Source organism: Pseudoxanthomonas sp. 22568 (assembly GCF_052044485.1).
In the GTDB taxonomy this organism is placed as follows: Bacteria; Pseudomonadota; Gammaproteobacteria; order Xanthomonadales; family Xanthomonadaceae; genus Pseudoxanthomonas_A; species Pseudoxanthomonas_A beigongshangi.
In genome coordinates this window covers 1-23,986 of sequence record NZ_JBQENC010000009.1, presented here as the reverse complement: position 1 = coordinate 23,986, position 23,986 = coordinate 1, and the positions used below count along the sequence as shown (strand labels likewise).

Below are 23,986 nucleotides of genomic sequence, written 5' to 3'. Positions count from 1 at the left end.
GTCAGCGGCGCGGCTTGGCGTCGGGGTTGCCGGCGAACCGGGGCTCCGGCAGCCCGGCGATGCCGGGAGTGAAGGCGAACACGTCACCGGCATGGCGATCACGCTCGCGCGCATCCGCGTCCAGGCCGTCATGCGCGCTGGTGACGTACAGCGTGCGCAGATCGGCGCCGCCGAAGACCGGGCGGGTCGGCTGCGTGGCGGGAATCGACACGCGGCGATCCTCACGGCCGTCGGGCAGGTAGCGCACCACCCGCGCCGCGCCCCATTGCGCGTTCCACAGCCCTCCGTCGGCATCCACCACGCTGCCGTCCGGCTCGCCGTCCTGCGTGGTCAGGTCGGCGAAGGGGGAAGCCGGACCCAATGCGTCGCCATAGTCGCAACGCTGGATGACCTTCCGCAGCGAATCGCAGAAGTACATGGTCGCGCCGTCGGGGCTGAAGGCGACGCTGTTGGCGATCGCCACGCGGGGCAGCGGCAGGGCTTCCAGCGACAGGTCGGCATGCAGGCGATGGAATCCGCCCACCGCGTATCGGGGTCCTCGCGCCGGTTCGTGCAGGGTGCCGAACACGAAGCGTCCCTGGCGATCGCAGGCGCCATCGTTGGCGCGGGTCTCGGGCACGATGCCGATGCGGTGCAGCTCGCGCAACTCGTAGCGCTGCGGGTGGAAGAATGCCAGCCGCGAGGCCAGCGCCAGCAGCAGCCACCCCTCCGCCTCGCACAGCGCGAACGAGGCCAGGCGCTCCGGCAGCGGCCACTGATCGACCTTGCCGCTCGCGGGCGCGTACCGCCACAGCCGCGCGGCATGGATGTCGGTCCAGTACAGCGCTTGTTCGCGGTCGCACCACAACACGCCTTCACCGAGCCGGTTGCCGGCGGGCACCACGATGCTCACGTCCATGTTCACACCCAGCCGCCGTCGACGATGAAGTCCTGGCCGGTGCACATGCGGCTGTCGTCGGCGGCCAGGAACAGCGCCGCGCGCGCCAGGTCTTCGGCTTGCAGATGGCCGGGCAGGCACTGCGCGCGCCGGATCTGCGCCTCGCCTTCCGCATCCAGCCACAACCGCCGCTGCTTTTCGGTGATCACCCAGCCCGGCACCAGCGCGTTGATGCGGATGCGATCAGCGCCCAGTTCGCGCGCCAGACCGTTGACCAGCCCATGCACGGCGGACTTGGCCATCGCATACATCGGATAGCCGGCGTTCTTGATCATCCAGCCGGTGGAGCCCAGGCAGATCACCGAGCCGCCGCCGAGCGCGCGCATGTCGGCTACCACCGCCTGGGTGGCGAAGTACTGGTGGCGCAGATTCACCGCCATGTTGCGCTCGAAGTCGGCCGGCGTGGTGTCGCCGAAGCCATGCCGCCCGTCGTTGGCGGCGTTGTTGACCAGCACCGCGATCGGCCCGACGTGCCGGCGTGCATCGGCGATGGCCGCATGCAGCGCGTCCAGGTCGGTCACGTCGCAACGCAGGTGGACGGGGACGTGCTCGACCGCGCCGAGGCCGTCCAGCAGATCCTTGGCGCCGGCATCGTCGATGTCCAGGAAGGCGACGCGCGCGCCCTGGCGGGCGAAGTGTTCGACGAAGCTGGCGCCGATGCCGGTGGCGCCGCCGGTGATCAGCACGCTGCGGCCGGCGAGGCTGGGATAGCGCGCCATCGCGCCCGCGGGAGGTGTTGTTTCAGTCATCGGGATCACCACTCCGCCACGCTGCCGTCGGCGTGGCGCCAGACGGGATTGCGCCAGCGATGGCCCTCGGAGGCCCGCTCGTCCACGTAGGCCTGGTTGATTTCGATGCCCAGGCCCGGGCCGCCGGGAATCGCCACGTAGCCGTCGTTGTAGGCGAACGGCGCGCGGTCGGCCAGGTAGTCGAGCAGATCATTGGCGGCGTTGTAGTGAATCCCCAGGCTCTGCTCCTGGATGAAGGCGTTGTAGCAGATCGCGTCCAGCTGCAGGTTGGCGGCCAGCGCGATCGGCCCGAGCGGGCAATGCAGGGCCAGCGCGACGTCGTAGGCCTCGGCCATCGCGGCGATCTTGCGGGTTTCGGTGATGCCGCCGGCATGCGAGGGATCCGGCTGGATGATGTCGACGCCGCCGGTCTGCAGCACGCGCTTGAAGTCGAAGCGCGAGTACAGGCGCTCGCCCAGCGCGATCGGCGCGGGCGAGAGCGCGGCCAGTTCGGGAATGGCTTCCAGGTGTTCGGACAGCACCGGCTCCTCGATGAACATCAGCCCGAACGGCGCGAGTTCACGCATCAGCACCTTGGCCATCGGCTTGTGCACGCGACCATGGAAATCGACCGCCAGGCCGATTTCGCGGCCGACCGCATCGCGCACGGCCTGCACGTTTTCCAGTACGTGGGTCACCTTCTCGTGGGAGTCGACGAACTGCACCTCCTCGGTCGCGTTCATCTTGACCGCGGTGAACCCGCGCGCCACCGCTTCCTTCGCCGCGCGCGCGGTGTCCGCCGGGCGGTCGCCGCCAATCCACGAGTACACCCGGATCCGATCGCGCACCTTGCCGCCGAGCAGCGCATGCACCGGCACGCCCAGCGCCTTGCCGTGGATATCCCACAACGCCTGGTCGATCCCGGCCAGCGCGCTCATCAGCACCGGCCCGCCGCGGTAGAAACCGCCGCGATACAGCACGTTCCAGTGATCCTCGATCAGGCGCGGATCCTGGCCGATGAGGTAGTCGGACAGCTCCTCCACCGCGGCGGCCACGGTATGCGCGCGGCCCTCCACGATGGGTTCGCCCCAGCCGCTGATGCCCGCATCGGTATCGATGCGGACGAACAGCCAGCGTGGCGGCACGAGATAAGGCGTGATGGCGGTGATCTTCATGGGGTGGGGTCCCGGTTGGTCTTGTTCCATGCATCGATGAAGGCGCGCGCCCGCCGCGCCACTTCGGTGGGCGGGGTGCCGGGCGCGTACAGCGCCGAGCCGATGCCGAAGCCCGTTGCACCGGCGTCGCGATAGGCGGCCATTCGTTCGGGCGTGATGCCGCCCACCGGCAACACGCCGGTGCCGCGCGGCAGCACGCTGAGCCAGGCTTTCAGCACCGGCGGTGGCAGTTGCTCGGCGGGAAACAGCTTCAGCGCGTCGGCGCCGGCGCGCAGCGCGGCGAAAGCCTCGGTGGGGGTGGCGACGCCGGGCGTGCAGCGCAGCCCGAGCGCGTGCGCCGCGGCGATGACGTCGACATCGGCGTGCGGCATCACGATCAGCCGGCCGCCGGCGTCCTTCACGTCCTCGACCTGGCGAGGCGTGAGCACCGTGCCGGCACCGACCAGGCAATGGTCACCGAGCGCGCGCGCCAGCAGCGCGATGCTTTCCAGCGGTTGCGGCGAGTTGAGCGGGACTTCCAGGATCCGGAAGCCGGCCTCGGCCAGCGCCAGGCCGATGGCCGGCGCTTCCTGCGGGGTGAGCCCGCGCAGGATGGCAACCAGAGGGAGGGGTTGCATCCAGGCGGTGCTCATGGGAACTCCTTCAGCGGGTGGACTTGCGCGTGCGCCCTCGTCCTTTCTTGATGTTGGCGCGCGAGTCCTCGATCATGCCGAGCATCGCCTCGCGCGCGGATTCCGGCCGCTTGAGCCGGATCGCGTCGTAGACGTCGAAGTGGCGCGGCAACGAGTACTTGAAGTCCGCCGCGGTCTGAGCCGACAGCAGGAAGTACGCGCCCAGCGCCGCGTCGATGACCGAGAACAGCGAAGCCATCAGTTCGTTGTTGGTCGCGTCCAGCACGCTCTCGTGGAAGTCCAGGTCCGCCTTGGCCCAGGCGTCCTGGTCGGTGGCCGCGGCCATCGCCTCGTAGGCCGCCTTGATCTTCGCCAACTGCTCCGGCGAGCGCCGCCGTGCCGCCGCCGCCGCCGCGGCCGGTTCGATGATTTCGCGCATCTCCACCAGCTTCTCGACGAAGTCCTCGGTCGGCATCGAGGCGCATCGCCAGGCCAGGATGTCGCCGTCGAGCTGGTTCCAGTGGCGCGGTTCGCGCACCCGGGTGCCGGTCTTCTGCCTGGTTTCGATCAGGCCCTTGGAACCGAGTACCTTCAATCCTTCCCGCAGCGCGGTCCGGCTCACCGCCATGCGCTGGGCCAGCACTTCCTCGCGCGGCAGGAGTTCGCCGGGCTTGATCTCGCCGCTGACGATCATCCGGCCGATCGCCTGGATGACCTGGTCGTAGAGATTGCGTACCGCGATTTGCTTCACTGGAGCCCCTTGGGTTCGGTGCGCCGCGTCCGGCGGCCACTCTGATTATCCGACAATAGGGGTATAGCACGACTGGGGGCATGGCATGGGAACCGTGGGAAATCATGGCGCCACCGACGCGGGGGCGATGTCCAGATAGTCGTAGTCCAGCGGCCGGTCGCCGTTGCTGACGACGATGCGGTTGTCGCCTTCCTCCAGGGATGCGACGAACGCCGCCTCGCGCCAGCCGGCGCGGGGCGTGCTGGCGGCGGAAGCGGGGGCGGGCAGCTCCCGGCCATTCACCCGCACGCGCGGCGCGGCGGCGAAGCCGATGTCGGCGTAGCGCAGGCGGATGTGGCGATCGCCGGCGCGTCCGGCCCGGACCTCGAACACGAGATTGGCGTCGGCGCCGCTGGCCAGGCGCACCTTGCGGCCGGCCGACGCGCCGGCGTCGTCGATCTGCGCGGCGCGGCGGCGGGCCGCGTTCTCGGCTTCGTACCGCCCCAGCGCCAGCGGCGCGGTGGCATGCAGGATCTCGTTGGACTCGGCCCGCGCGGGCGCCGAGGCGATGGAGGAGGAGGTGATGTGCAGCAACTGGCCGTCGGCGCGGACCAGCATGGCCTGGGTCCAGCCGGCGTGGATGTTGCCGCTGGCCTTGCGCACCGGGGCGTCGACTTCCCACCAGGGTCCGCGTCCGCCATGGTCATTGCGATAGAGCGTGCGGCCACCCGCATCGCCACCGCCGCCGGCCCGTTGCGCGGCCACCAGCAACACGCCGTCGGCGGTTTCGCCGGGCAGCCAGCGGATGCTCGGGCACGCCGCCGGCCAGGCGCCTGCGGCGGTGCGCAGGGCGATGCCCGGATCCTCCGGCGCACCCCAGTCCAGTCCATCGGCGCTGAATTTCAGATGGACCTGGCCGTTGCGTTCACCGTCGATGTTCTCGAACACCATCGCGTAGCCGCGACCGGGGACGCGTTCGACGATGGCCATCCCGGGGCGTTCGACGCCGCCCGGGAGTGCGACGTCCACGGTCTCCTCGCCCCAGCTGCGGCCACCGTCGAGCGAGACCTTGTGCGCCAGCAACTGGTTGAAACCGGCCGGCTTGTGCTGCTCGCTGGAGTAGAAGGCGACCATGCGGCCGTCGTCCAGCACCACGATGTAGGGTTCCCAGACTCCCTGGTTGAGTCGGTCGGAGGGCTGGCCACCGCCCCGCACGATGCTGCCGCGATACTCCCAGTGCCGGCCGCCGTCACGGCTGGCGTAGAGCTGCAGGTCCTGCGCGATCACCTGATCGCGTTCGTTGCGGCCGGTCGAATTGGCGGCGAGCAGCAGGGTGCCCGCCGGAAGGTCGCCGCTGGAACGGGCCAGCTCGCTCAGATGCGGTTGCCAGCGCAGTTGCCAGCGGCGCGCGTCGCCGTGCGGCCGGTCGGTGATCTCGCCGACCTGCCGCCAATGCCCACCCGCGTCGCGGCTTTCGTACAGCGGAATGCCGCCCGGAGCGGACGGCTCGAACACCAGCAACATGCGCCCGTTGTCATCCGCACGCGGCTGGTGCGCCAACTGGATCGCCGACACGTAACCGACGCCCGCGGCCAGGCGCGCGCCGCGAGCGGCATCGTCCGTGGCCGGCGCGGCGGTGGCCGCACCGGCGCACAGCAGCGCCGGTGCCAGCCACTTCACGCGGGGCGTCGCGTGCTTCTTCACAGCTTGAACCGCAGGCCCAGGGCGAGGGTCTTGTCCTGGAAGCGGATGTCGCGCGGACGGGTATCGCCGTCGCCCCAGAACTGGTGCAGGTTGTTGCCCAGCAGGTTGGTGGCCGAGAACACCAGCGTGGTCTGCGGGGTCACGTCGTAGCTGACCGAAAAGTCCAGCGAGCTGGCCGGTTCCACCTGGTCCTCGTTGCCGGACACGGTGGGCTGGGTGAAGAAGTCGATGTAGCGGCTGCGGTAGCCGTAGGCAAGTCGCGCCGAAAGCCCCTGGTTCTCGTAGAACAGCACCGCGTTGTAGTTGTTCTTCGACACGTTTTGCAGCGGCCGCGAGATCTCCGGTCCGCCGATGAACTGTGGCGAGCGGGTGGATCCGTCGATGTAGGTGTAGTTCAACTGCGCGCCCAGGCCGCTCCAGGCGCCGGGAAGGAAGTCGAAGGTCTGCTGGTACGCCAGCTCGACGCCCTGCAGGTGCCCGCTGCCGGCGCTCTGCGGCGAGGACAGTTCGTACGGCGCGCCACCGATGGTCACGTTGGTGACGTAGGTCTGGATGTAGCCGTCGATGTCGCGATAGAACACGCCCGCGCTGGCATAGCCCACCGGCGAGAAGTACCACTCCAGCGAAGCGTCGTAGTTCATCGATTCGATCGGGCTCAGATCCGGATTGCCGCTGGATGCGATCCCGGGGCGGTTGATGGTGCCCGGATTGAGCGATATCGACGGGTTGAGCGCGCCGAAGTCCGGATAGCTGATGGTCTTGGCGGCGACCAGGCGGAGCTGCCACTCATCGCTGAAGTGCAGGTTCATGCTGGCGTTGGGCAGCGTGTTGGTGTCGTCGGTCTGGCGCGTGATCGGGCTGTAGACGCTGGTGCTTGCATCGAAGGAGAAGGCGCTGAGATCGCGCTTCACCTTCTCCACCCGCACGCCGACCAGGCCGTCGACCGGCAGGCCGAACAACTCGAAGTCGTACTTGGCCTGCAGGTAGCCGGCGGCCTTGCGCTCGCCGATGTCGAAGAAGCGGCCGGGATTCTCCGGGGCCAGTCCGGCGGGCAGGCCGTAGAACGCGCGCAGCGCGTCGGCGTTGTCGATCAGGTAGTCGTAGCAGGGCACCAGGAATTTCTGATGCAGCGCGGCGTTGTCGCGCTTGCTGCAGAAGAAGCTGGAGGCCGGGAAAAGGCCCACCACCTGGTTGTCCGGGTTCGGGTTGGCGGTGATGTTGTCGGTGCCCGCGCCACCCGGCGGCGGCGTGGAGATTTCCACGCTGCCCTTGGCGCTGGCGGTGCGATCCGCATAGCGCAGGCCGAACTGGATCGACGCGATCGGGCCGTCGAGGAATTCGAAGCGGCCATCGCCACGCCAGCTGTTCTCCTCGCCACGCGAGTGCGCCCAGGTCTGGAACAGGCCGTTGAGGTAGAAGCGCGACGGATCCAGCGCCGGGTCGCCGGCCAGGTACCAGTTCTGGTGGCTGCCGGACGTGCCTTCCCAGACCGTGGTGATCGGACCGCTCAGGAAGGTGTCGATGATGAAGTTCTCGTCGCGGTAGTAGCCGGACGTGCGGGTGAACTCGGTGGACAGGTGCAATTGGTCGCCGTCCCACTTCACCCCCAGCGCGTTCTGGATGTCCTGGCCGCGCTGCTTGTGTGCCTGGGTGCTGGTCGCGGCGTAGGTGTCGCCGGTCCAGGAACCGCTGGTCGCGTCGCAGACGGTCTGGCCGGCCAGCGGTCCGTCCAGTTGGTTGGGATAGCAGTGGTTGCCGACGCCGAGCTGCGACGGGGCCACCGCGCCGTTCGGGAACGAGAAGTAGAACGCCTGGTCGAAATCGTCGCGGACCCAGTCGTACAGCCCTTCCAGGTAGACCTCGGTGCGATCGTTGGGCTTCCACTGCAGGGCGTAGTTGAATGCGCCGCGCTTGCGATCGCCCTGGTTGTACGCCGTGCCCCAACCATTCGGTGCGGCGATCAGGTTGCCCTCGGTGGTGCGTATCGGGTTGTTGCTTCCGTCGGTCACGATCTTCGGGAAGTCGCCCCACACCGCGTCGTAGGCGTAGTGCTTGCCCAGATAGCCGAAGTTGACCAGCGCGCCGAATTCGCCGGCGTCGGTGTCCCAGCGGTTGCTGAGCAGCAGGCTGGCGTTGGGGTCGACCTTGCCGCCGTACTCGCTGTGGGTACCGGTGAGGGTGCCGGCCACTTCGGCGCCGTCGAAGTCGAACGGACGGCGCAGCTCGATGTCGACCAGGCCGGCGATGCCGCCCAGCGGCAGGCTGGCCTCGCTGCTCTTGTAGACGCGCAGGGTCTTCACCGCGGTGGCCGGCAGGTTTTGGAAAGCGTAACCGCGCCCGGAACCGCTGAAGATCTCGCGACCGTTGAGGGTACTGATGACGTTGGGCAGGCCGCGGATCACCACCGAGGTCGTCTCGCCCTGTCCGCCCTGCGCGATCTGCACGCCGGTCACGCGCTGGAGCGCGTCGGCCACGCTGTTGTCGGGCAACTTGCCGATGTCCTCGGCGACGATCGAATCGACCACCATGTCCGCGTCCTGCTTGATCGCCTGCGCGGTCTGCAGGCTCTGGCGCAACGCGGTGACCACGACCGTATCCAGGTTGGTGGCGTCCTGGGAGGAAGGATTCTGGTCGGCCGGCGCCTGCTGCGCGGTCGTACCGGCGTTGCCATCCTGGGCCATGGCCAGCGTCGGCAACATGAGGGCGGACAGGATCGAAAGCGACAGCAGGGAGCGGGGAAAACGAGTGTTCATGACATCTTCTCCGGAAGAGGGGCATGAGCGACCCGCCGGCCGCGGGAGCGGCCAGTGGGGCGTCTCGGTTCAGTGACTGGGAACGGCGTTCCCGGGCGTGTCGGCAAGCTTGCGGAACAGCTCGGCTTCACGCGCGCGGTAGGGCGTGCCATCGGCCTTGAGCAGATCGTGGAACCACAGGGTCGGCTCCTGCATGGTGTACGGACGCTGCCAGCTGTCCCACGGGAAGCGGGTCTGGATGGCACCGTCGACGAAGCCCCAGTTGATCATGCCGATGTTCTCGCGCCGCGCGATCGGCAGGATGGTGTCCACGTTGGAGCCGTTGCCGCGCGCCAGCCACTCGGTGCAGATCAGCGGGCGATCGTAACCGCGCAACTGGGCGACGCGCACCTCGAAGGCTTCGGGCTGTTCGTAGTTGTGGAAGGTGATGACGTCGGACTGCTCCAGCTGGGTGCGCTGGATGGCGTTCAGGCTCTTGGCGCCAGGCGACCAGTCGTCGCCGATCCACACGCCGCTGGTGAGTGGCTGGATCGGCTTCTTCGCGCGCGCCCATTCGAAGATCCTGGGCAGCAGTTCCTCGATGCGCGCCTGCTCGCGGTCCAGTTGCTTGTCCATGTAGTTGCCGCCGCCCGGGTTGTCCGGTTCGTTCCACAGGTCCCAGGCCAGCACCCGCTTGTCGTTGGCGAAGGCACCGACCACGCCCTGTACGTAGGCGCGGAAGTGCGCGTCGTTGGCCGGATCGACCAGTTCGTGCCGGCCCGGGCTCTGGAGCCAGCCGGAGTTGTGCACGCCGGGAATCGGGCGGCGCTGCGCGCCGAGCACCGGATCCGGATCCCAGCAGCTGTCGAACAGCACCAGCATCGGCCGGATGCCGTGCTTCGCAGCGATGGCGAGGAACTGGTCGAGGCGCTTCAGGAAACCTTTCTGATCCTGCTTCCACAGCAGGTCGTGCAGATAGACGCGCATGGTGTTCATGCCGAACTTTTCGCGCGCCCAGCCGAGCTCGCGATCGATCGCCACCGGATCAAAGCTCTCGGCCTGGAACATCTCCAGCTGGTTGATCGCGTTGGAGGTGGTGTAGTTGGCGCCGACCAGCCAGGGCTGCTGTTCGTACCAGCTCTTCGCTTCGGCCTGCGACCAGCGTTCGCCGTCGGCGGCCGTCGCCATCGGCGCGGTCGCGGCGAACAGGATTGCAAGCAGGGGGGTGAGCCACTTTTGCATCGGATGCATCTCCATTACCTGAGAGGATTCGGGCATGCCTCCGGCATCCACGGCGGCCGGGGCCGTCGCGGTGGGTGGCATGCGGCGCCGGTTGGCGCCGGGATCAACGGGTGCTGCTGGCGTCCTTGTCCGTGGAGAACCGGTAGACCATGCGGTTCACGTACTGCTGGCCGGGCACAAGGCGCGCCGAACCGAAGGCGGGCTGGTTCGGCGTGTCGGGAAACAGCTGGGGTTCGAGCGCGATGGCATCACCCTGGCGGTATACGCGGCCGCTCTTGCCCACCGTGGTGCCGTCCAGGAAGTTGCCGGAATAGAACTGCAGGCCAGGCTGCGCGGACACCAGCGACATCACCCGGCCGGAACGCGGGTCGTGCACGCGCGCCACCTCACGGGCTTCCTTCGCCGGTTCGCGGCTGATCACCCAGTTGTGGTCGTAGCCGCGACCATGCAGCAACTGCGGCTCGCTGCCGGTGCGAAGATCCCGGCCGATTGGCTTGGGCGTGCGGAAGTCGAACACGGTACCGGCCACTGGCCGGAACTCGCCCGTTGGAATCAGGGTGGCGTCGACCGGCGTATAGGCGTCGGCGGCGATCATCAATTCGTGATCCATCGCCGTGCCCGAACCTTCGCCGGACAGGTTCCAATAGGCGTGGTTGCTCAGGTTGACGATGGTCGGCGCATCGGTGCTGGCGCGGTATTCAATCGCCAGGCGGCCGTCGCCTTCGAGCGCGTAGGTGGCGGTGACCGTCAGCGTGCCGGGATAGCCCTGGTCGCCGTCGGCGCTGACGTGGCGCAGGGTGGCGCGATCAGGCTTGGCCTCGACCACGTCCCAGACCACCTTGTCGAAGCCACGGGTGCCGCCGTGCAGGCTGTTGGGTCCATCGTTGGTGGGCACGCTGTATTCGCGTCCATCCAGCGTGAACCTGCCGCGGGCGATGCGGTTGGCGAAGCGCCCGACGACGGTGCCGAAATATTGCGGCTTGGCCAGCGTGGCCTGCAGCGTCGCGTCGCCCAGCACCACGTCGGCGTACTTGCCGTCGCGATCCGGCACTTCCAGCGAATGCAGCGCCGCGCCCAGTGTCAGTACGCGCGCCTGCATGCCGCTGCCGTCGCGCAGCAGGATGGATTCGACCTTCGTGCCGTCCGGCAGCGTGCCGACGACCGTGCGCTGCTGCGCGCCCGCCGATGCGGCGACCGCGAGCGCCAGCGCACCCATGCAACCAACTGCCATCCCCTTGCCAAGCAACATCGCTCTTGACCTCTCCCAACGGCGTGGAAGGTTACAAAAACATATAATCAGACAATATGCACGTTGCGGCGCAACACATGGCAGGCGGCCTCGGTCACGCGGCCCGCGTGAGCAGCCTCGGCCAAGCTAGCCGCGCAACGCATGGATGCCGGTGAACCCGCGTACGACGGCATCCGCCGAGGCGACCGGCCGCGAGGCGATCCCCTGCACCGCCAGCGCGGCCTGGTACAACACGCACACCGGTGCCGATCCGACCAGCGGCACGGTGGTGGCGCGCAGTTCCGGAAACAGCGCCAGCGCGTCGGCGATCTCGGCCCCGATCAACAGGCCGCGCAGGTAGGCGCTGGCGTCCGCGCGCGGCAGCAGGCCGCGAATCACCCGTGCGCGAACGCCGAACAGCAGCGCGCCCAGGCCGAGGGCATGGGCCGCGGCCGCGCCTACGCCGTCCCGGAACGCGGGGCCATCGTGGCCCGGGCCCTCCACGACCGAGGCGAGCAGGCCCGCCGCGGACAGGCGGTCGTGGATTTCGCCCGACATCGCGGTCATGAAGTCATGCACGCGCCCGTTGCGCAGGCGCACCCATTTGGTGTGCGTGCCGGGCAGGGCGATCACGGGCGAATCACCGAGTCGATCGCCGGCCAGCAGGCCGAACAGTTCGGTTTCCTCGCCGCGCATGATGTCCGGCGCGCCATCGGCCTCGCGCACGCAGGCCAGGCCGGGAACGATGTGCAGCGACAGCTCCCCGATGCACACGGGCACCAGGCCCGCACCCACCGTCCGCAGGCCGGCCGGGCAGTCGACATAGCCCGCGTCGATCCAGCCGATGTTGGAGCCGATCATGCCGGCCGCGTAGACGGCGCCGGCCTGTGGCCAGCGTGCGCGCACGCGATTGGCGACATCGACCATGCCCTCGCGCGAGAGCGTGGTGATGCCGGAGGCGGATTCGAGCGTGTCGATCACCTGGCCGTCGGCGGCGATGAGATAGGCGCGGAAATTGGAGCTGCCCCAGTTGATTCCGACGATGCTGTCCGCGTGCGCGTGGTTCATGGCGAGGCTCGAATGTGGGCGGTGCGATCCGCTGGCCGCGATCGGCGCGGAGGCGGCTTGTATATTGTCGGATTATATGATTACGTTGGCGGCTCCATGCAAACCGGGTCGCACGCGGCCCGTCTTCCCGCCGTCGTCCGCATCACGCGGCGCCGGGCTGACCGGAAACCGAGGAGGACTCATGTTCCATTGGCCGGCACGCCTGTTGCTGGGCGCAATCCTGCTGTACACGAGCACGGCGAACGCCGCCGAACCACCGGAGTTCCGGAATCCGCTGCTGCCTTCCGGGCCGGATCCCTGGATCGTCCGCGACGGCGGGATCTACTACTACATGGGCACGCACGGCAACCGGCTGGCGATCCGCAAGACCCGCGATCTCGCGCACCTGGCCGAGGCGGAGGAGACGACCATCTGGCGGCCGCCGGCGCGCGGTCCGAACGCCCAGTCGATCTGGGCGCCGGAGCTGCATCGCATCGACGGCAAGTGGTACGTGTACTACACCGCCGCGGCCAGCGGCCACGATGACGACGATCATCGCGGCGTCTTCGTGCTGGAAAACGGAAACGCCGATCCGACCACCGGCGAATGGCGCGATCGTGGTCGGCTCGCCACCCGGTATCCCGGCATCGACGGCACCACGTTCGCCATCGGTGACAAGCGCTACTTCGTCTATTCGCCATACGTCGGCCCGGACAGCGTGCTCGCAATCGTGGCGATGTCCGATCCGTGGACGCTGGTCGGCGAGGAAACCATCATCGCGCGCCCGGACCAGGACTGGGAGCGGCAGGGCGGTCGGCAGATCCTGGAAGGGCCGGAATTCCTCGCCGGGCCCCGAGGCGATCTGTTCCTCTCATACTCGGGCAGCGCCTGCTGGTCGGACGATTATGCGATCGGCCTGCTGCACGCGCGCCCTGGAAGCGATCCGCTGCAAGCCTCGTCGTGGACCAAGGCGCCGCAACCCATCCTGGCGAAGAATCCCGCTGGCCATGTCCACGCACCCGGCCACAACGGCTTCTTCGACATGCCCGACGGCAGTGCCTGGATCGTGTATCACGCCAATCCCGGGCCCGACATGAAATGCACGGCGAAGCGATCCCCGCGCATCCAGCCGGTGCATTGGCGCGAGGATGGAACCCCATGGCTGGATCCGCCGGTCGGCGAAGGTGCCGCGCCCGCAGGCGGGACCCGATGAAGCCCGTCCCGGCGAGCCGCATGCGCTCAATGGCTGGATGCTTCTGCCCGTCCAGCGTCGTGGCAACGAACGCCGGCGGAGTCTCCAGCGGCGCGAGTCCCCCGGATCGCGGGATCATGCTTCCGGTGGAATGATCGCATCACGCACCGGACGGCATCCGGCGCGCACTGATCACTCCGCCCGGAACCTGCTCTCGGTCGCGCCGATGTCCGGCGCGTCGCCGCGCACGCGCGGGAAGGGACGCCCACGCTGGTCGTGGCGGAGGTCGAGCAGGTTGCTGCCACGATCGATGGCCGGGCTGCCGCGCAGGAGCAGGTGGGTGGGCGACGGACCGCCGTGGTCCGCCAGCGGCGAAAGCAGCGGATCGGCCTGGAGGGTATCCGCCGGCAACGACGCCTGCGACGACTGGATCAGGTTGTGGCTGCCCACGACACCATCGATGTAGACGGATACGTCGGCAGATGGCGCGCCCAGGCAGGTGTTGCGTGCGGCCACCGTGCTTTCCAGGTCGATCTCCAGGACCGATCGCAGAGCGCCCCTGCAATCCAGGGTGTTCTCGTTGAATGCGATGGTGCTGTTGAGGATGCGAACCCCCGCGCCCTGCAGGAGCATCGCCGCCCAGTATTCGGCGATGTTGCCGCTGAAGGTGCTGTTGACGATGACGGGACCGGAGTAGGCGTTCATCCCACCTCCGGCCAGGGGTTCGTCGCGGGCCGGATGCTGCGGCTCGGAGGCGGCATTGGCGGAAATCGTGGAGTCCTCGATCAACGCGGCGCCATCGATGTGCAATCCACCACCGACCCGCGCCCGGTTTCCGCTCACGACCGAACGCCGCAGGGTCAGGTCGTTCGCGGCGATGCCACCGCCGTAGTACGCCGAACTGTCGCGGATCTGGCTGTCCAGGACCGTCACCGTGCCGCCCGCGTTGACCGCACCGCCATAGCCGAAGGTCGTCACGTGGGCATCGGACACGATGCTGCGCTCGATGAGCACGTTGCCGAAGGCATAGATCGCGCCGCCACGGCCTTCCTCGGTCCAGTAGATGTCATCGCGGACGACCAGCAGGCAGTGGTGCACGCGGGAACGCACGATCTCGATGTTCCCCAGCGACTTGATGCAGCCGCCCATGTCGTGCGATCCGCCGACCTCGTCGCGCGAATTCTCGATGGAAAGATCCTCGATGCGCAGCGTCCCGCGCCCCCAGTGCTCGATGGCCCGGTTGCCGTACCAGTTGCCGTCGATGGCCAGCCGCGCGCGCCCGGGACCCTTGAAGGTCAGGTCCCCCTGCCCGAAGTACAGGCTGCCGCCGAGCACGATGCGATCGCAGGCCAGCCCGCGCAGGTCGATGATGTCGCCGCTGGCGGCGGAACCCACCGCCGCGCGGAGGCTTCCGGGACCGGTGTCGTCGCAGTTGCCCACCGTGATCGTGGCCGCGTGCGCCTGGCCGGATCCGGTAATCGCCGCCATCCCGGACAACGCGGCAAGCAGGAGCCCTGCATGCGAACCACGACGCATCATGGCGGAATCTCCGGAGGCACGGCGGTGCCAGGCGAGCCTGCGGCCGCCAGTGTGGTCGGGTCGTGAAAAGCGCGCCTTTGCCGGCGAGTGGGCGCGGGTCCCCGGTTGGGGTGCCGGATTCCACCCGTGCATGCCAGCGGACGCGACAGCAGGCGTCAGGAGGGACGATCCTGCTGCAGGCGGCGCCTTCACCGGCTTGCCACCGCTCCGGGGAGGCAGAATGGGGCCGGCACCCTCATCGGAGCGCCTGTCATGGAAACGGAAACAAGAAGGCTGTTTGAACGCTACGAGCGGCTGTTCCGGCAAGCCCTGGCGGGCGAGGCGGACATGGACGAGGTCGCATCCCTGTATGCCTCGGACTTCATCGCCGCTTCGCCGGCCGGGGTGATGTCGGGCAAGAACGATCAGCAGCTCAGGAACGTCATGGCCCAGGGGTATGCGCACTATCGCGACATCGGTACCCGGCGGATGCGGATACGGGATATCCGCGTCGCGCCCATCGACGGGCTTCACTGCATGGCCAGCGTGGCATGGACCGCGACCTATGCGCGCGACGATCTTGCCGAAACGGCGATCGATTTCGAGGTGCATTACCTGGTCCAGATTCGGGGCGGCGAGGCCAGGGTCTTCGGCTGGGTATCGGGCGACGAGCAGGCGCTGCTGAAGCGGCACGGCGTCGTCTGAGCATCGCGTCCGCGGGGGGCTCGCGCAGGCAGGCCGGACCCGGCGGACGATGGGGTTGCGCGATGGCGGTGCGCGGCGCCGGCTGACGGCCGGCGTCCAGGAAGCGTCGAATCCCCCCGACGATGCATGCCGCCGTTATCCCCCGGCCCCAGGGTGGCTACACTGGCGCGGGGTCATCGACACGTCGATGACGGGAGGCAGGCCAGGCTGGTGTCTGGCCGGGTGTGGCGAGGGGGCGCGGTGGGCGCTGGGAAGCAGGTCAATCGATGGTCCGACGGCATCGCGCTGGCCGTGCTGGTCGGAGGGACGGCGTGGCTTTCCCTGAAATGGGGGAAGGGCGCGGACGAACTCGCCGCCGTCTGGATATCCAGCGGCATCCTCACCGGCTGGCTGCTGGCGCGCGAGACGCGCGCCTGGCCGTTCTGTCTGGGTGTCGGCATCGCGGCGGACCTGCTGGGCCAGTGGCTGGCCGGGGTGCCGCTTGGAGCCGCGGCGTTCCTGGCGACCTGCCACCTGATTGAAGTGCTGGTGGTCGCCTGGTCGGTGCGCCGGGTGGTGCCGAACGTGAGCGACCCGCAGCGCTGGTTGACCCTGGGCGGCGTCGCCACCGCCAGCACCCTGGCCGGCTGCGCGCTGTCCGGCGTGCTGGCGGCGTGGATGGCGGAAGCTTCGGTGCCGTCCAGTTTCGTGCGGGCTTTCCTGGGCTGGTATGCCGCGCACGTGGTGGGCATGGTGATCTTTGCCACCACCACCCTGGTCCTGCACGTGGAAGGCTGGCGGGCCATCGCGCCGCGTGGCAAGCGGCGCAGCTTCGTCATCAGCATGGCGCTGATCGCCGCGGTGGGCGCGCTGGTGTTCAGTACTTCGTACCCGGTGCTTTTCCTGACCTATCCGCCGCTGTTGCTGGCCGCGTTCCGGCATCGGTTCCCGGGCGTGGCGGCGGGCGTGATCCTGCTGGGCGTCATCGGCGGCACCCTGACCGCCCACGGCTACGGTCCGTTGTGGGGACCGGAGGATCTGGGCGATGCCGGCCGCATCGCGCTGTTTCAGCTGTACCTGGCCGGCGGCTGCCTGATCACCATTCCGGTGGTGCTGGGCATGGCCGAGCGCGACAAGCTGACCTCGAAGGTGCGCGAGAACGAACACCGCTACCGGTTGCTGGCCGACTACTCCGGCGATCTGGTGGTGCGGCTGCGGCCGGATGGCGAGCGCGTGTACGTCTCGCCCGCCGCCGAGGACATCCTGGGCTGGAAGCCGGCGGAAATGCTGGGCCTGCGCTGGAGTCTGGTGCATCCGGAGGACCAGGGCAGGCAGCGGGTGGCGATGGACGAAGTGCTCGCCTCCGGCCAGCCGCAGACGCTCAAGTACCGGGTCCGCCACCACGACGGGCACTACCTGTGGATGGAAGTGGTGATGCGGACGATCCCCAAGGAGAACAATCCGGCGGAGAACGACTTGATCCTGACCGGGCGCGACATCAGCCGGCGGGTGGCGGCGGAAGAAGCGCTGGAAGCCAGTCGTCGCGAACTGGAGCGGTTGAGCCGGGTGGATGCGCTCACCGGTGTGCCCAACCGCCGGCAACTGGAGGAACGGCTGTCGCTGGCGTTGCTGCGCATCGAGCGCAGCGGCGAGGCACTGGCGCTGATGTACCTGGACATCGACCACTTCAAGTGCATCAACGACACGCATGGACACGCGGTCGGCGACAGGGTCATCCGCGAATTCGCGCGCCGGCTGGTGTCGTGCGTGCGCGCGACCGATCTGGTGGTGCGGCTGGGCGGCGACGAGTTCGTCATCCTGCTCGAACACATCACCCACCCGGTGATGGTCAAGGTGGTCGCCGAGAAGATCATCGCCAGCGTCCGCGAACCGCTGCAGCTGGAGGATCTGACCTTGCAGATCTCCACCAGCATCGGCGCCGCTTTCGCCCGCGAAGTGGAGGCGCAGGAGGATCTGCTGGTGGCGGCGGACGATGCGCTGTACGAGGCGAAGGAGAACGGCCGTGATCAATACCGGGTGAGCGTGCTGGGCGCGGAAGCATCGAGCGCCTGAGTCCTTGCGGAGGGACCGGGCACTCCGGGTCAACGGCAAGTGACGACGTTCATCACAAAAACGCGCCTATGCACTGGGTAACGTAAAAATCCTTCCACCGTGGAACGAGGGTCGTCCGGATCGATCTTCCCGCCATGACTGACGATTCAAAGGACATGAATCCCGCCGGGTTCGCCACGCTGGCCCGCTCCCTGCCGGCCTTCCGCAGGTTCGGCATCCTGTTGGGACTGGCCCTCACCGTCGCGCTGCTGGCGGCGATCGTGCATGACCGCGCCACCCGGGTCGAAGCCGCCGAGCGCCACAGCCTGGCGGTCGCGGTGGGCGTCGACCGCCTGCTTCACTACGAAATCCGCCATCTGGAACGCGCGCTGCGCGGCATGGCCGGCGACGCCGACGGTCATGTGCGCGCCTATCCGTCGCAGAGCACCTGGGATATCTCGTCGGCCATCCGCGGCGTGATTTCCAGAAACGCCGAACTCCAGGACATCGATCTCTACGACCGCGAGGGAAAGCCGATAAGGCGCGGGGTCAGCGAGTATTCCTCGGGAACCAATTTCCAGCCGCCGTCGGGCGAGGGGGATCTCAGGATCGGCAGGTTGCAGATACAGGGCCACAGCCATCCGGTGGTCCCGCTGGCGTTGCGGACCCCCGATGGCAACTGGCTGGTGGCGCGTTTGCGGACCGGCGAACTGCAACGCCTGCTGGAAGGATTGGACATCGGCCAGCTGGGCAGCGCGGCGATCCTGGATCGCGGCGGATACCTGCTGGCGCGCCAGGGGGAGGCGGGCGATATCGGCAAGCGGGTCGACATCCCGGCCGAACTCGCGGCGGGAGGAACCGCGCAGGTCAGGCGTGTCAGCCCCATCGACCGCATCCGGCGCTATGCCAGCTTCACCTCCACCAGCGGCTATCCGTTCGTGGTGACGGTCGGCATCGCCGAACGCGAAGTACTGGCGCCGTGGTGGAATTACGTGATCAGCGCGTCCTTGCTGCTGATCTTCTATTGGCTGGGCGCCGCCTATCTGGTCAGGCGATTGCTGTCCTCGGAAACCGCGCGCATGGCCACGCAGGGCGAGCTGGCGCGGCATGCCGACTGGCTGGCCAAGGCGCAGGAGGCCTCGCGTGCCGGGGTCTGGGCGCTGGAGCTGGATCAGGAAAAGGTCCGCGCTTCCGCGCAGGCGGCCGCGCTGTTCGGATTCGACCAGAAGCCGGACCTGATTCCGCTGGAGGACTTTTTCGAACGCATGCACGACGGGGATCGCGAGCGCGTCAGCCGCGAGTTCTCCGACTCGCTGTCCAGCGGGCAGTCGTTCCATTCCGAATACCGGGTCGTCCTTCCGGATCGGAGGATCCGCTGGATCAGCGCGCGCGGTGCGCGGGTGGCAGACGAAGCCGGCAAGCCGCTGATGACCGGCACCATCGTCGACATCACCGAACGCCGTGAAAGCCAGGCCCAGATCGAGCGCGCGGAAATCCAGTTCCGCGAGCTGTTCGATCTGAATCCGCTGCCGTTCTGGGTATTCGATCTGGAATCGCTGCGGTTCCTGGCGGTGAACGAGGCGGCCATCCGCAAGTATGGCTATTCGCGCGAGGAGTTCCTCGGCATGACCATCCTCCAGATCCGTTCGCCCGAGGAGCAGGCCGAGGTGCTGAAGTCGGTGCACGATACCGCCGAGCCGCGCGAATCGGAAAATGTCTGGATCCACTACAGCCGCGACGGACGCCCCATGTACGTGCGCGTGCACAGCAGCAGCATCCAGTTCGACGGACGCCCGGCCCGGCTGGTGCTGGCCGAGGACGTCAGCGAACGGGTCGCCTACGAGGAGGATCTGGCGTGGCGGGCGACTCACGATGAAAGCACGGGCCTGCTGAAACTGCGCGCGCTGATCGATCAGGTGAATGCGCGCTCGCAGAACTGGCATACGCCCTATGGCGCGGTCTACCTCCAACTGCGGGATCTGGAGGTGGTCTCCCCCACGCTCGGCCGGCGGATGGGCGAAGCCATCCTGTCGGAGATCTCGCGCCGGCTGGCCGCGGTGGCCGGCCGCTACGGGCCGGCCGCCTACCTGCCTTCGGATGCGTTCGTGCTCGTCGCACGGGACGCGCGCGAGATCGAGCGGCTCGTCGCGGAGGTGGTCAGGGTGCTGGCGGATCCGGTCGAATTCGAAGGCGGCAGCCACCGGGTCGAAGCCTGGATTGGCGTGGCCGATTCACCGGGCGTGGTGCCCGGCGCCGCGGAGCAGGTGGTCGATCACGCCGCGCTGGCGGCGCTGCATTCCCGCAACGAGAACGAGCCCGCGACCGTGTTCCGGCTGGAAATGAACGAGCAGGCCGCCGAGCGCCTGGCCATCCTGTCGCGGCTCCGCCGTGCGATCGCAGGCAACGAGTTCGAGCTGTTCTTCCAGCCCGTCACCTGCCTGACCACCGGCGACGTCGTGGCGATGGAGGCCTTGCTGCGCTGGCGCCAGCACGACGGCAGCTACGTACCGCCGGCCCATTTCGTGCCGCTGGCCGAGGAATCCGGCTTGATCGTGCCGATCGGCGAATGGGTGCTGGAGCATGCGGCCCGGGCGAGGGCGCGGCTGGGCGCGGCAGGCTGGGACGACATCGCCATCGCCGTCAATGTGTCCGCCGTGCAGTTCCTGCAGGGCACCCTGCCATCGAGTCTTCGCCAGGTGCAGGACAGGCATGGATTGCCGCGCGGCGCCCTGCATGTGGAGCTCACGGAAACGGCGATGCTCAAGAGCCGGGAGGCCGTGCGCGCTTCGCTGGAGGAACTGCAGCGCCAGGGCGTCTGCATTTCCATCGACGATTTCGGCACGGGCTTCTCCAGCATGGCGTACCTGCGCGATCTGCCGCTGGATTACCTGAAGATCGACCGCAGTTTCGTGATCGGCGTGCATCGCGACGAGAAGAATGCTTCCATCTGCCGCGCGCTCATCGCGCTGGGGCGAGGCCTTGGCTTGCGCACCATCGCCGAGGGCGTCGAGGAAAAGGGAGAGTACGACTGGCTGCGCGACAATGCCTGCGATTACGTGCAGGGCTTCTACGTGGCCAGGCCGGCACCGCTGGAGGTGGTGATGGAACGGCTGGACGCGGACCGGCGGGTGGTTTCCCGGCGATAGCGTGCGGCGGGACGTCGCGACGGCATCATGTATCCGTTGCGACAGCCCCGGTCAGCGCGGTTCCTTCAGCTCGCGTTCGATGCGCCGGCGCATGACCTCGCGCTCGAAGGTCATCGGCATGCGTTCCAGCACATCGGCCAGGTGCTCCTTGTCCTGGCGTTGACCCAGCCGATTGCTCTGCTTGTGCAGGATGCGGATGGCCTTGCCCGGAGTCTCGCCGTGAAGCGTCTCCGGATGGAAATCCGGGACCAGCGTGCGCAGCAGTTCCAGTTGCATGCGCAGGCGCCGCGCGCGGCGGCGCAACCTGTGCAGATGCTCCGGCGACGGATCGCGTTCCGCCTTGCGTTCGGCTTTTTTCAGGCGCTTGCGCGAATGACGGAGCGCCTCGTGCAGGTCGTCGTCCTCCAGTTCCGACCACGCTACCGTCTCCAGCGCGCGCGTGCAGGCATCAAGCAGCATCTGCCGGCGCGCGAAGTCGGGATCGCGGCGGAGCGCGCGTTCCAGCATGTGATCGCGGCGTTCGGCCAGCCAGCGCACGACGTTCTGCGCAGAGGCCGGTTCCTGCGATGCGATGGCCTCGGCCGTTTCCAGCGCGACCTGCGCATCGCGCAGCCGGGACAGGCTGTCGCCGAGGCGCCGCAACTCCCGGTCCACGACTTCGATCGCCTCCAGCCGCCGCACGGCCAGCGCCAGCAACGCGCGCAGGCGCCGGATGGCCTTGCGCGCCTCGTGCACCGCGCGGTGCGGATGACGCCGATCGGCGAGCGCGCGCCGCACCGCCCGCAGTTCAAGGCGGACGCGGCGGTTGATCCGAGCCTGCAGGGTTCCCCGGGCGGAGGACTTCATCGGCGGCGCCGGCGGCGTGGCGGACCGCCACCTTAGTCCCGGCACGCCCGTCTGCCAAGCACGGCACCCGTCGGCCAAAGGACGGCGTTTCCCGCGGGGACCCGACCTGCCTGATGGAAGGCAGATTGACGTCGCATGTCCCCGGTGCAGGCGAGGACGGCCGCCCCGTTGGTTCACCGCTCCCGATGGAACACAGATTTCGAGCGGGTTCCCGGGCAGGGAGAGTGGTGCCGGTGCGATGCTGTCGGCCCCCCTGAACCCGGTTCCCGCGAATGAGCAATCCCATCAACACCCGTATCGTCCTGGCGGCGCGTCCGAGTGGCGAGCCCGACGCGTCCCACTTCCGGCTCGAACGATTGCCGGTGCCCGCGCCCGGTCCGGGCCAGGTGCTGCTGCGCAACCGCTACCTGTCGCTGGATCCGTACATGCGCGGACGCATGGATGCCGGGCGTTCCTATTCGCCGCCGGTGGCCATCGACGACGTCATGGAAGGGCGCACGGTGGGCGAGGTGCTGGAATCCCGCCATCCCGGATTCGCGGTGGGCGATCAGGTCGTGGCCACGGGCGGCTGGCAAACGTTCGTGGTCGTCGATGGCGATGCGATCACGCGCAGGCTCGACGGCATGACGCTGCCGATCAGCACGGCGCTGGGCGTGTACGGAATGCCGGGCTTCACTGCTTACGCGGGCCTGCACGAGATCGGCAAGCCGCAGCCGGGGGAAACGCTGGTGGTCGCCGCCGCCAGCGGCCCGGTCGGCGCCACGGTCGGCCAGATCGCGAAGATGCGCGGTGCGCGCACCGTCGGCATCGCCGGCGGCGAGGCCAAGCGGCGGTACCTGGAAACGATCGGCTTCGACGTCGCGCTGGATCACCGCGCGGATGATTTTTCCGAGCAGCTGCGCGCCGCGGTACCGGACGGCATCGACGTGTACTTCGAGAACGTGGGCGGCAAGGTGTTCGACGCGGTCGTTCCCCTGCTCAACGACTTCGCCCGGATCCCGGTCTGCGGCACGATTGCCACCTACAACGCGCGCGGCCAGGTATTGCCGGGACCGGATCGCCTGCCCGGATTCTTCAGCCAGATCCTGCGCCAGCGCCTGAGCGTGCGCGGCTTCATCCAGCGCGATTTCATCGATCTGTTTCCCCGCTTCCTGGAAGAGATGGGCCAATGGCTGGCGGACGGCCGCATCCAGTATCGCGAGGACATCATCGAAGGCCTGGAGAACGCGCCCGAAGCCTTCTTCGGCCTGCTCAAGGGACGCAACTTCGGCAAGCTGGTGGTGAAGCTGGATTGAGCGATAGCACGCCGGGTGCCCGTAGAGCCGAGCTTGCTCGGCTTCGTGGACTCGAACGTGGAAAAAAAGCAGCGGAGCGAGCTCCGCTCTACGGAGGCCTGTGGCTGGCGTCGATCCGATCAGCCCGGGACAGCGCCGGTATGGAGGTCAGCGGCGAAGTCCTCGACCAGTCGCTTGCGGCTGCTGCGCGGGTATTCGAGCGGGGAGAACGGCATCGCGGCGCGCGCATAGCGTTGGATCAGGGCCAGCGCGGCGGTCCGGTCGATGTCCGCGCCGGGAGCGTCCCGGAGGTGCCGTTCCCGCAGTGTGGTCAAGGCTTCCTGCAGGATTTCCTTGGTCGCGATGGCCTGTTCGGTCGCCGGATCGGCCACGCACAGGCCGAAGATGCCCTGTCGGAAGGCGTCCCAGGCGCCGGCGGTACGGGTGTCCAGGCCGGCGGCGATTGGTGTGCCGTGATCATCGAAGCTGTCGGGCAGGCGCGCCAGTTCCCGATCCAGTCCGGCCAGCGCGGCGGCGAAGCCATGCCGGAACCGCTGTTCCAGCGTTGCACGGGCGGCCTCGGCTCCGCCTTGCGCGCGAGCCTCCTGGGCGCGGGTGACCCAGGCCACGGTGCCGGGATGGAAGTAGCGCCCGGGCGTCGCGCCGGTCTGCGGGAATTCGCCGAACGCGGCCGAGTGCAGCGTGCCGTCGGCGCTGACGACGTAGGAGGGCGCGGGCACCAGGTCTTCCGCGAGCAACGCATCCAGCTGTTCGAGCGTCAGGCCGCATGCGTTCGCCAGCTGCGTGTCGGTCCAGTAGTGATGTCGCAGGTAGGCGTCGGTCCGGTTCATGGCGTCGAGGGGGAAGGGGACAGAAACGGATCAGAGCATGATTCGGCCACCGGCGACATCCAGCACCACGCCGGTGATCCACGACGAGGCGTCGCTGGGCAGGAACCGCGACACCCCGCGCCCGCGCGCGCTGATCGACTTTATCGTGCGGGAATTCCAGGCGCAGGCTGAGCGGTTCAATCCGGCGGGTTGAGCCGGGCGACATCGAGCCCCGCTCCACGTAGAGCCGAGCTTGCTCGGCTTCGTGGACTCGAACGTGGAAAAAAAGCAGCGGAGCGAGCTCCGCTCT

At 68.3% G+C, this 23,986-nt stretch carries 19 protein-coding genes; 6 read left to right on the top strand and 13 right to left on the bottom strand.

Features of this window, described 5'->3' with window-relative positions; translation table 11 throughout:
• Position 1: 1 nt before the first annotated feature.
• The 10 genes from ACTJI2_RS12630 to ACTJI2_RS12585 form a co-directional block, all read right to left on the bottom strand.
• Positions 2–898: an SMP-30/gluconolactonase/LRE family protein gene (locus ACTJI2_RS12630; protein WP_318287887.1), complete on the bottom strand. Its 897-nt coding sequence runs from the start codon at positions 896–898 to the stop codon at positions 2–4.
• 2 nt (positions 899–900) lie between these two features.
• Complete coding sequence (locus tag ACTJI2_RS12625) at positions 901–1,686, bottom strand: SDR family NAD(P)-dependent oxidoreductase (RefSeq protein WP_318287886.1); 786 nt, start codon at positions 1,684–1,686, stop codon at positions 901–903.
• A gap of 5 nt (positions 1,687–1,691) precedes the next feature.
• Positions 1,692–2,840 (bottom strand): galactonate dehydratase, encoded by a 1,149-nt coding sequence (gene dgoD, locus ACTJI2_RS12620; RefSeq protein ID WP_183639469.1) that lies wholly within the window; start codon positions 2,838–2,840, stop codon positions 1,692–1,694.
• Positions 2,837–3,472, bottom strand: a complete 636-nt coding sequence (locus ACTJI2_RS12615) for a 2-dehydro-3-deoxy-6-phosphogalactonate aldolase (RefSeq protein WP_141455254.1) — start codon at positions 3,470–3,472, stop codon at positions 2,837–2,839. Before ACTJI2_RS12615 ends, dgoD begins: the two co-directional genes overlap by 4 nt.
• A 10-nt stretch (positions 3,473–3,482) precedes the next feature.
• Complete coding sequence (locus tag ACTJI2_RS12610) at positions 3,483–4,202, bottom strand: FadR/GntR family transcriptional regulator (RefSeq protein WP_203322771.1); 720 nt, start codon at positions 4,200–4,202, stop codon at positions 3,483–3,485.
• 102 nt (positions 4,203–4,304) lie between these two features.
• Positions 4,305–5,885 (bottom strand): sialidase family protein, encoded by a 1,581-nt coding sequence (locus tag ACTJI2_RS12605; protein WP_440842305.1) that lies wholly within the window; start codon positions 5,883–5,885, stop codon positions 4,305–4,307.
• Entirely contained in the window at positions 5,882–8,638 is a 2,757-nt protein-coding gene (locus tag ACTJI2_RS12600) for a TonB-dependent receptor (RefSeq protein ID WP_318287884.1), read from the bottom strand. The genes ACTJI2_RS12605 and ACTJI2_RS12600 overlap by 4 nt, the downstream gene beginning before the upstream one ends.
• Before the next feature lie 69 nt (positions 8,639–8,707).
• Complete coding sequence (locus ACTJI2_RS12595) at positions 8,708–9,859, bottom strand: cellulase family glycosylhydrolase (RefSeq protein ID WP_440842303.1); 1,152 nt, start codon at positions 9,857–9,859, stop codon at positions 8,708–8,710.
• A 103-nt stretch (positions 9,860–9,962) separates the two neighbouring features.
• The gene (locus ACTJI2_RS12590; protein ID WP_440842302.1) at positions 9,963–11,090 is read right to left on the bottom strand and encodes an aldose epimerase family protein; all 1,128 of its coding nucleotides are present in this window, start codon (positions 11,088–11,090) and stop codon (positions 9,963–9,965) included.
• 144 nt (positions 11,091–11,234) lie between these two features.
• Positions 11,235–12,155 carry a 2-dehydro-3-deoxygalactonokinase gene (locus tag ACTJI2_RS12585; protein ID WP_440842301.1) on the bottom strand — a complete coding sequence of 307 codons (921 nt, stop codon included), beginning with the start codon at positions 12,153–12,155 and terminating at the stop codon, positions 11,235–11,237.
• Positions 12,156–12,336: 181 nt separating this feature from the next.
• On the opposite strand from ACTJI2_RS12585, the gene ACTJI2_RS12580 reads away from it, so the two are divergent.
• Complete coding sequence (locus ACTJI2_RS12580; RefSeq protein ID WP_440842300.1) at positions 12,337–13,347, top strand: glycoside hydrolase family 43 protein; 1,011 nt, start codon at positions 12,337–12,339, stop codon at positions 13,345–13,347.
• A gap of 171 nt (positions 13,348–13,518) precedes the next feature.
• Here ACTJI2_RS12580 and ACTJI2_RS12575 read toward each other — a convergent pair whose 3' ends face one another.
• Positions 13,519–14,865 (bottom strand): choice-of-anchor Q domain-containing protein, encoded by a 1,347-nt coding sequence (locus ACTJI2_RS12575; RefSeq protein ID WP_440842299.1) that lies wholly within the window; start codon positions 14,863–14,865, stop codon positions 13,519–13,521.
• A 252-nt stretch (positions 14,866–15,117) separates the two neighbouring features.
• Here ACTJI2_RS12575 and ACTJI2_RS12570 point away from each other — a divergent pair, with 252 nt between their 5' ends.
• From ACTJI2_RS12570 to ACTJI2_RS12560, 3 genes are all read left to right on the top strand, one after another.
• Positions 15,118–15,549, top strand: a complete 432-nt coding sequence (locus tag ACTJI2_RS12570) for a nuclear transport factor 2 family protein (RefSeq protein ID WP_440842298.1) — start codon at positions 15,118–15,120, stop codon at positions 15,547–15,549.
• A 240-nt stretch (positions 15,550–15,789) separates the two neighbouring features.
• Positions 15,790–17,601, top strand: coding sequence for a diguanylate cyclase domain-containing protein (locus tag ACTJI2_RS12565; RefSeq protein WP_440842297.1), 1,812 nt, complete (start codon positions 15,790–15,792; stop codon positions 17,599–17,601).
• A gap of 134 nt (positions 17,602–17,735) precedes the next feature.
• Positions 17,736–20,726, top strand: a complete 2,991-nt coding sequence (locus ACTJI2_RS12560) for a bifunctional diguanylate cyclase/phosphodiesterase (protein ID WP_440842296.1) — start codon at positions 17,736–17,738, stop codon at positions 20,724–20,726.
• Between the two features lie 51 nt (positions 20,727–20,777).
• Here the strand turns inward: ACTJI2_RS12560 and ACTJI2_RS12555 are convergent, their stop codons facing one another.
• A complete protein-coding gene (locus ACTJI2_RS12555; protein WP_183639459.1) occupies positions 20,778–21,572 on the bottom strand; it encodes a CHAD domain-containing protein in 795 nt (264 codons plus the stop codon).
• Between the two features lie 272 nt (positions 21,573–21,844).
• On the opposite strand from ACTJI2_RS12555, the gene ACTJI2_RS12550 reads away from it, so the two are divergent.
• Positions 21,845–22,867 (top strand): NADP-dependent oxidoreductase, encoded by a 1,023-nt coding sequence (locus ACTJI2_RS12550; RefSeq protein ID WP_440842295.1) that lies wholly within the window; start codon positions 21,845–21,847, stop codon positions 22,865–22,867.
• A 119-nt stretch (positions 22,868–22,986) separates the two neighbouring features.
• Here the strand turns inward: ACTJI2_RS12550 and ACTJI2_RS12545 are convergent, their stop codons facing one another.
• Complete coding sequence (locus ACTJI2_RS12545; RefSeq protein ID WP_440842294.1) at positions 22,987–23,697, bottom strand: DUF6058 family natural product biosynthesis protein; 711 nt, start codon at positions 23,695–23,697, stop codon at positions 22,987–22,989.
• A gap of 37 nt (positions 23,698–23,734) precedes the next feature.
• On the opposite strand from ACTJI2_RS12545, the gene ACTJI2_RS12540 reads away from it, so the two are divergent.
• Entirely contained in the window at positions 23,735–23,890 is a 156-nt protein-coding gene (locus tag ACTJI2_RS12540) for a hypothetical protein (protein WP_440842293.1), read from the top strand.
• Positions 23,891–23,986 lie beyond the last annotated feature (96 nt).